Annotated in this window: 8 protein-coding genes; 7 read left to right on the top strand and 1 reads right to left on the bottom strand. The window is 58.7% G+C overall.

What is annotated here, in order from left to right; genetic code table 11:
- The first annotated feature begins 226 nt into the window (after positions 1 to 226).
- Together EOD07_RS15065 and EOD07_RS15060 are read left to right on the top strand one after the other, a co-directional pair.
- Positions 227 to 556, top strand: a complete 330-nt coding sequence (locus EOD07_RS15065) for a hypothetical protein (protein WP_127236033.1) — start codon at positions 227 to 229, stop codon at positions 554 to 556.
- Between the two features lie 188 nt (positions 557 to 744).
- Positions 745 to 1,959 carry a M24 family metallopeptidase gene (locus EOD07_RS15060; protein WP_127236032.1) on the top strand — a complete coding sequence of 405 codons (1,215 nt, stop codon included), beginning with the start codon at positions 745 to 747 and terminating at the stop codon, positions 1,957 to 1,959.
- A gap of 287 nt (positions 1,960 to 2,246) precedes the next feature.
- Here the strand turns inward: EOD07_RS15060 and EOD07_RS15055 are convergent, their stop codons facing one another.
- Complete coding sequence (locus EOD07_RS15055) at positions 2,247 to 3,020, bottom strand: creatininase (protein WP_127236031.1); 774 nt, start codon at positions 3,018 to 3,020, stop codon at positions 2,247 to 2,249.
- Between the two features lie 97 nt (positions 3,021 to 3,117).
- Between EOD07_RS15055 and EOD07_RS15050 the strand changes: the two genes are divergently transcribed.
- From EOD07_RS15050 to EOD07_RS15030, 5 genes are all read left to right on the top strand, one after another.
- Complete coding sequence (locus tag EOD07_RS15050; protein ID WP_127236030.1) at positions 3,118 to 4,032, top strand: LysR substrate-binding domain-containing protein; 915 nt, start codon at positions 3,118 to 3,120, stop codon at positions 4,030 to 4,032.
- 92 nt (positions 4,033 to 4,124) lie between these two features.
- Positions 4,125 to 5,261: a spermidine/putrescine ABC transporter substrate-binding protein gene (locus EOD07_RS15045; RefSeq protein WP_127236029.1), complete on the top strand. Its 1,137-nt coding sequence runs from the start codon at positions 4,125 to 4,127 to the stop codon at positions 5,259 to 5,261.
- Between the two features lie 78 nt (positions 5,262 to 5,339).
- Complete coding sequence (locus EOD07_RS15040) at positions 5,340 to 6,185, top strand: ABC transporter permease subunit (RefSeq protein WP_127236028.1); 846 nt, start codon at positions 5,340 to 5,342, stop codon at positions 6,183 to 6,185.
- Positions 6,182 to 7,006, top strand: a complete 825-nt coding sequence (locus tag EOD07_RS15035; protein ID WP_127236027.1) for an ABC transporter permease — start codon at positions 6,182 to 6,184, stop codon at positions 7,004 to 7,006. The genes EOD07_RS15040 and EOD07_RS15035 overlap by 4 nt, the downstream gene beginning before the upstream one ends.
- Before the next feature lie 6 nt (positions 7,007 to 7,012).
- The coding region (locus EOD07_RS15030) for an ABC transporter ATP-binding protein (RefSeq protein ID WP_164772260.1) at positions 7,013 to 7,642 on the top strand (630 nt) is incomplete at its 3' end.

Here is a 7,642-nt window from a genome sequence, read left to right as displayed (position 1 = left end):
CCTCAGAACCGAGGGATTTCAAATCGAAATCCAAATATAAATGATATTAATTGTTGAGGAAAAGAAACGGAGAATAGCCTCTCCGCAGAATGGAGGCGGAACGTGGCTGTAAACGTGAGGAATCGGATCTTCTAGTTGGCGCTACCCAAGGCCTAAGAGCGGCTGCGGCTGACCGCAAATGACTTCTTGACGAATAATGCTGATTTTCAGGATGCAGGCAGCTTGCATGGGGATCAACTATGGACACCTGTTCGAGGACGAATCTCAAACGCTCCGCTATCGCGCGTCGAGGTCTGATGCAGTTGAAGCGCTTTTGGCAGGTGCGACCGGCTGTGTCTTTGGCGGCAGTAGAGGTAGACCCTACCTCGACATCATCGTCGCCACGGTTCCGCACCGCCTCGAGTTCGACGCGGACGTAGAACTCAGGCACATCATATCTCAGGCTCGCGCGCGCGGAATTCCGGTCCATCGCGACATCGAAATGCTGGCTGTGGTCGCCGTGACATACGCTTTGGCGACAGCTGTCATCGCATTTGCGATTTATTTGAGACGGTGACACTAGCCCAACTGCGGCACCCGTTGCATCCAAACGTTTCGAGGTGCTTGTTGCCTTGCTAACGTTCTGCCGCATTCCACCCAAAGCGGAGTCTATAAATTGTTGGAATGGCAGCATTAGGTCAATAAATTTTCCTCATTCGATTCTCGCCGATACGTTTAATGCTTCTGGACAATTGGAGCATTGAAATGACGGACGACATGCTGCACGTGATGAAATGGCACAACGGGGAAAAGGAATATTCGCCCTTTTCCGATGCCGAGATGAAACGCCGTCAAGATGACGTGCGCAGGTGGATGGCGCAAAACGATGTCGATGCCGCCCTGTTCACGTCATATCACTGCATCAACTATTACTCTGGCTGGCTCTACTGCTACTTCGGCCGCAAATACGGCATGGTCATAGACCATGACAAGGCGACCACCATCTCGGCCGGCATCGACGGCGGTCAACCTTGGCGCCGCAGCTCAGGTGACAATCTTACATACACCGACTGGCGCCGCGACAATTTCTATCGCGCGGTACGGCAACTGACCGCCGGCGCCAGGCGTGTCGGAATCGAGTTCGACCATGTGTCGCTCGATTTCCGCAGGCAGCTTGAAGAAGCCTTGCCGGCGGTGGAGTTTGTGGATGTGGGCCAGCCGTCCATGTGGATGCGGACGATCAAGTCGGCGGAGGAGCAGAAGCTTATCCGCGAAGGCGCTCGGGTTTGCGATATCGGTGGCGCCGCTTGCGTGGCGGCAGTCAAGGCTGGCGTGCCGGAGCACGAAATTGCAATTGCCACCACCAACGCGATGATCCGCGAAATTGCCAAGGCGCATCCTTTTGTCGAGCTGATGGACACATGGACCTGGTTCCAGTCCGGCATCAACACCGACGGCGCGCACAATCCGGTCACCAATCGCGTCGTCCAGTCGGGCGACATTCTCTCGCTCAACACGTTCCCGATGATCTTCGGGTATTACACCGCGCTGGAGCGTACGCTGTTCTGCGACCACGTCGATGATGCCAGCTTGGACATCTGGGAAAAGAACGTGGCGGTTCATCGCCGTGGCCTGGAGCTGATCAGGCCTGGTGCACGGTGCAAGGACATCGCAGTCGAGCTCAATGACATGTACCGGCAGTGGGATCTGCTCAAGTACCGCTCTTTCGGATACGGGCATTCCTTCGGCGTGCTGTGCCACTACTACGGCCGCGAAGCCGGCGTGGAATTGCGCGAGGACATCGACACCGAGCTCAAGCCCGGGATGGTCGTGTCCATGGAACCGATGGTGATGCTGCCCGACGGCGCGCCGGGTGCCGGCGGCTATCGCGAGCACGACATACTGATCATCAAGGAAGACGGAGCCGAGAACATCACCGGCTTCCCGTTTGGCCCCGAGCACAACGTCGTCAGGAACTGAGATGGCCCCGTATCTTCCTGTCGATTGCCCGACCAGAGTGACGGACCGGAACGGCTGTTCCGCATCCTTTGCTAAGCCGATGTTCGGATTGATCAAGCAAACGGCCCGGTGGATTGTCCGGCGCCTTCGAGCGCAGTTTCGCCCGATCCCGCCGGATTCCGCCGACAATGAAAGGCGATGGGAGCCGCCGCCGTATCATTTTTGAAGACGCTCGCTTTCGTCGAAGCCAGGGGAGCATCAGCGTATGGCAGCCCTCCTGGCCATTTACGATCACGCTTTTAGGCGCTTCAGAATTCCGTTTTCAGCGCGTCGACTATTCCAGACACGCAGACATCCAGAAGAATCTCGCCTTTCTCTTTCGAAGCCTCTTTCGGCGAAGAGAGGGTACCGCTCTTGGGCGTCCACTCCGGCTTCGGCGGATAGACGTCATAGGGAGGGAAGCTTGCGGGCAAGTGGTCGACGGCGCGGTTCAGGTTGACCAAATGCGGGTACAGCGCGAGCATGAGCGACGTTTCGAGGACACCGCCGTGCTCGATGTCCCAGCCGGCGAATCCGTTCGGGTAGAGCCTGGCAATCGTAGCCTTGTCGACGAAATCCCAATAGGAAAGAACGACGATCTTCATGTCGTCGATGCCGCCCCAGCGCAGCTCGCGCAAGGCCAGATCGATGCCCTCTACGATGAACCAGGAGTTCTCGAAGTGGCCGTTGACGAGACAGATCTTGCGCACGCCGTGACGGGCGAATTCCTTGATCACGTCGCGTAGCGCCGAAACCAGCGTGGCGCCGTCGAGACTGGTCGTGCCGGGCAGATGGTTTCCGCCGCCCGACTTCTGATGCGACTTATAGCCATAGGTGAAGGGCGGAGCGACGAGCGCCCCGACCACGTCGGCAACGCGCCGCGCGAACTCAACGGGCAGCAATACGTCCACGTGCATCGGCATGTGGCAGCCGTGCTGCTCCATGGATCCGATCGGGACGAGAATCGGGACCGAGCCGTCCCGAACCTTGGCATCGTAGTCGGGCCACGGAAGTTCCGCGGCAAAGACTGTTTCGGCTGACATTGAGGACCTCCAGTTTCCAAAACCATGAGATGATTGAAGTCGGTCCTCGGATATGAGAAATTTATAATCATCATCTCTGTATGAAAGATCTTAATTCATGCGCAGCTTCACCAATTTCCAAACCGACCTGCTGCGGTCGTTTGTATCGGTGGTCGACCTCGGGGCCTTTACAAAGGCAGGCGATGCGCTCGGGCGTACGCAGCCGGCGATTTCTTTGCAGATAAAGAGGCTTGAAGAACTCGTTGGGGCGCCGATCATCAGGCAGGTCGGCCGGGCGCTGCTCCTGACCAGCGAAGGCGAGATGCTGTTGAGCTACGCGCGTGAGATGCTGCGCCTGAACGACGAGTTGGCCTCTCACTTCAATCGGGCGAAAATCGCCGGAGTGATCCGGGTCGGCCTGCCCAACGACTACGCTGTCGCCTTTCTGCAAGGCGTGATCACCGAGTACACGCGACGGCATCCTGAAATATCGCTTGAGCTGCATTGCGGCTGGAGCGCGGAAATCCTTGACCGCCTGCGCGCCGACGAGCTCGACCTTGCGGTGGCGATGGTCAACAACGAGCGCGCGCAATACCTTTCCCGGTCATGGATCGAGCGGCCGATTTGGGCTGCGGCCGAGGGCGCAAGCTACGATCGCGCCAAGGGGGTTCCTCTGGCCGCCCATCCGGAAGGCTGTGCCTACAGGGCGCGGATGATTCAGGCTCTGGACGAGGCGAACGTTCGCTGGCGCATAGCCTACACGGGCTCCGGCATAGGCGGCCTGCAGAACGCCGTCGTAAACGGACTTGGGGTCAGCGCGCTCACGCGTTACACGATGCTCAGCGGCATGCGTACTCTGGACGAGCGCGACGGATTTCCGCCTCTAGCCGAGATCCGCGTGGGGCTTTTCTACAAGCATCCGCGCCTGTCAGATGCAGGCATTGGGTTGGTCAATCATGTCGTTGCCAGGCTGGACGAGGCTGGGGTTTCGGGCGACCCGATAAAGCGCCAAATGGAGCTTGATCGGCAATAAGCATCGAAAATGCAAAAATTATTGGAATTAATTTTTCAAATGGGTTGTCCCCTCCTAGCGTGCCTGCAGCCAAAAACTAGAAGGGGAATGACATGACAGGCAGTTTCCTATCTTCGCGTCGTGCCACTCGGCGCGACGTTCTCAAGACCGCCGCCGTTTTCGGCGGTACCGCGCTCGCTACACCGTATTTGAACAGGCGAGCCTTTGCGGACCCGATCGAACTCACCATGCTCGCTTGGTACGGGCATGCCGAACCCGATGTCGTTTCCGAATTCGAGGCGGCGAACAACGTTAAGTTCAAGCCGAAATACTACAGCGGTGGCGACAACATGATGGGGTTGATCTCGCAATCCCCGCCGGGAACCTACGACCTTGTCCTGTCGGATGCCGAGTATGTCCAAGGGCTCCACGAGGCGGGGTATATCGAAGAGCTTGATCCGAAGGACTACAGCTTCGACGACTACTTCCCGGAGTTTCAGCGCTTCCCGGGAAACTGGGAGGGCGACAAGCTCTTTTCCGTCGTGACGCGTTTCGGCTTCCTCGGCGTTTCCTACAACACCGACGCGCTGACCGAGAAGGATGTCGACACCTACAACGTCTACTGGAGCGACAAGCTCAAGGGCAAGGTCGGCCACTATGACTGGCATCTGCCGAACCTCGGTCAGATCAGTCTGTTGAGCGGCAATGCCAAGCCCTACGACATAGACGATGCTCGCTGGTCGGCGGTGCAGGACAAGACCATGAGCCTGCGCAAGAACATCGGCGGCTTCTTCGACTACGGAGGAACGTTCTCGTCATTGAAGAACGGGCAGATGTTGGCGATGGCCGGCATTGGCGACTGGATCACGGGCGTTCTGCAGAAGAGCGGTGCCAAGGTGGCAAGCCATATCCCGCAGGAAGGCGGCCTCCAGTGGTCGGAATGCTTCTGCGTCGGCAAGGGGACCAGCAAAGGCGACCTGGCCAAAAAATGGATCCAGTACATCACCTCGGCGAAGGGGCAGGTCAAATCTGCTGAAATGGCTGCGTATCCCGCATTGGTCCCGAACAAGAAGGGTTGGGATCTGCTGAACCAAGTCGATCCCGCAGAGGCCAAGCGCCAGGGCATGACGAAAGAACCCGGCAACGCTATGGACATGATCCGTTCAGGACGCATCCGATATCGGCAATGGCCCGTCCAGCAGGATCTTGGTGCTTGGAACGACTTCTGGACGAAGTATAAAAGCGCTTGATCCGACGCGGCTGGCGGCCTCTTCGCCGCCAGCCGTTCCAGGCTGTCAGGCCGATCCCTCGCCCGCAAGACTGCAGACATGGTTCCTCGCCTCTCCATCTACGGACTGACGTTCGCTTTGCCGCTGCTGCTTTGGCAAATGCTGTTCTTCCTGCTGCCGCTGGCATTCCTGGTAGCGCTGAGCTTTTGGTCGGTGCACAATTTCCGGCTGGAGTCGGATTTCAACCCGAGCAACTGGTCGTTCATGCTCGGACGGCTGGTGTTCTGGCAAGCCTATGCTGTGACCTGGGCGCTGGCCGCTGCCGGCAGCCTGCTCGCTTCGGCGCTCGCCTTCCCATGCGCCTATGCCATCTCTTTCAAGCTTTCCGACACAGGCCGGCGCTGGGCGGTTTTCCTCATGGTGATCCCGTTCTTCACCAGCTACCTGGTGCGCGTCTATTCCTGGCAGGTCTTCCTGTCGGATCACGGTATCATCAACGGCCTCTTCGGCCAGTTCGGCATCGGCCCGTTCCACCTCCTGAATACGCCCGGCGCGATACTGGTCGGCTACCTCACCCTGAGCCTGCCGCTGGTGATCTTGCTGCAAGTTTTCAGCCTTTCCTACGTCGACCGAACGCTCATCGAGGCGGCGCACAATTTGAGGGCTGGGAGAATCCGCACGGTCTTTGCCGTTGTCATTCCTTCGGCTCGCGTCGGGCTGGTCATCGCCGCCTTGTTCGCGTTCATCCTGTGCTTTGGGGATTTCGTAAGCCCCGTGTATCTCGGAGGCGGGAATCCCACCACGCTCTCCATCCTTATCACCGATACAACGAAGTCTGGTCAGCAATGGCCGCGCGCCGCGGTGATCGCGCTGACGATGATCCTGACGCTCATGGCAGTGGCTTTTGCTGCTGTGCGCTTCGCCTACCGGGGAGCACGCAAATGAGCCAAAACCGGGCTGGCGATCCCAATCGCAACCGCACCATCGACATACTTCTCAAAGGCTGGGTTGCCCTCAGCTTCCTCTTTGTGTTCGCGCCGATCGCGGCAAGCTTCATATTCTCCTTCAATTCGGATCGTTTCCCGACGATCCCGCTCGGCCACTTCAGCGTCGAATGGTATCAAGTGGTGATTTCCGACCCGCTGGTCTGGGACGGCCTCAGGAACACTCTTGTGGTGGCCGGGTTCGTAGCTGTGATGGCTACCGCCCTTGGCTTCGGCGCGGCGTACACTGACTACCGTTATCAATTTTTCGGCAAGCAGGCCTATCTCGCGCTTGCCCTGCTTCCGCCTACGATTCCCGCAGTGATCATGGGTCTGGCGATGCTGTCCTATCTGTCGCGCCTCACCCTTTCGGGAGACGCATTCTCGGTTATCATCGCCCACGTGGTGATCTGCGCGCCCTTCGCTATGGCCATCATACGGTTGCGTTTGTCCCAAATGGATGCCGCTCTCGAGCCTGCGGCGTGGAACCTCGGGGCGACGCAATGGGGCGCGATGCGCCACGTGGTCATTCCTTTCTGCCTGCCGTCGATCCTGGCTGCCCTGTTCATAACGATGGCCGTTTCTTCCGACGAATTCGCCGTGGCCTGGTTCGTCTCCGGTCTCAACGAGACGTTGCCGGTAAAGGTGCTAGGCTTCCTCCAAGGCCAGGTCAGTCCGCGCATCAACGTGATCGGCACCTTCGTGTTCATCGTTTCGATGACATTGGTGGTACTGGCGCAACTGCTTATGAAACGCGGCGCTGCGGCCGCCAGGACGGAGTGAACACCGATGGCTGATCAAGCACTTGTTGTGTTCGACGGTGTGGCCAAGCGTTTCGGCAATTTCGTAGCCGTCGAACCAATGAACCTGGATATCCGCAAGGGCGAGTTCCTGGCCATCATGGGCTCAAGCGGCTGCGGCAAGACGACGACGCTGCGAATGCTTGCCGGGCTGGAAGCGCCGAGCGAGGGTGAAATCCGCCTTGCCGGCAAGCGCATCAATGATCTGCCAACGTGGCAGCGGGACACGCCGATGGTGTGGCAGAGCCTGGCTCTGTTTCCCTTCCTGACGGTGCGCGAGAATGTCGAGTTCAGCCTTCGCATGCGTGGCGTCGAAAAAGCGGAGCGGCGCCGCCGCGCCGAGCAGTGGCTGGAGCGACTGCAGATCGCCGAGTTCGCTCACCGAAACGTGGCGCACCTTTCCGGCGGCCAGCGCCAGCGCGTCGCGTTGGCTCGTTCGCTCGTGACCGAACCCCAAATCCTGCTTCTTGACGAGCCCCTCTCGGCTCTGGACGCCCATCTCAAAGTTCGCATGCAGACGGTATTGTCAAATCTGCAAAGGGAGTTGGGAATCACGTTCGTGTACGTCACCCACAGCCAGTCCGAAGCTTTCTCGATGGCTGATCGTGTCGTGATCATG

The organism is Mesorhizobium sp. M2C.T.Ca.TU.002.02.1.1, from assembly GCF_003997225.1.
This window is presented reverse-complemented; position numbering and strand designations above follow the sequence as displayed.

What these genes read in the sequence shown, in the direction of transcription:
- EOD07_RS15050 (WP_127236030.1), top strand. Translation starts at nt 3,118, where the DNA reads ATGCGCAGCTTCACCAATTTCCAAACCGACCTGCTGCGGTCGTTTGTA.
- EOD07_RS15055 (WP_127236031.1), bottom strand. Translation starts at nt 3,020, where the DNA reads ATGTCAGCCGAAACAGTCTTTGCCGCGGAACTTCCGTGGCCCGACTAC.
- EOD07_RS15040 (WP_127236028.1), top strand. Translation starts at nt 5,340, where the DNA reads ATGGTTCCTCGCCTCTCCATCTACGGACTGACGTTCGCTTTGCCGCTG.
- EOD07_RS15065 (WP_127236033.1), top strand. Translation starts at nt 227, where the DNA reads ATGGGGATCAACTATGGACACCTGTTCGAGGACGAATCTCAAACGCTC.
- EOD07_RS15035 (WP_127236027.1), top strand. Translation starts at nt 6,182, where the DNA reads ATGAGCCAAAACCGGGCTGGCGATCCCAATCGCAACCGCACCATCGAC.
- EOD07_RS15060 (WP_127236032.1), top strand. Translation starts at nt 745, where the DNA reads ATGACGGACGACATGCTGCACGTGATGAAATGGCACAACGGGGAAAAG.
- EOD07_RS15045 (WP_127236029.1), top strand. Translation starts at nt 4,125, where the DNA reads ATGACAGGCAGTTTCCTATCTTCGCGTCGTGCCACTCGGCGCGACGTT.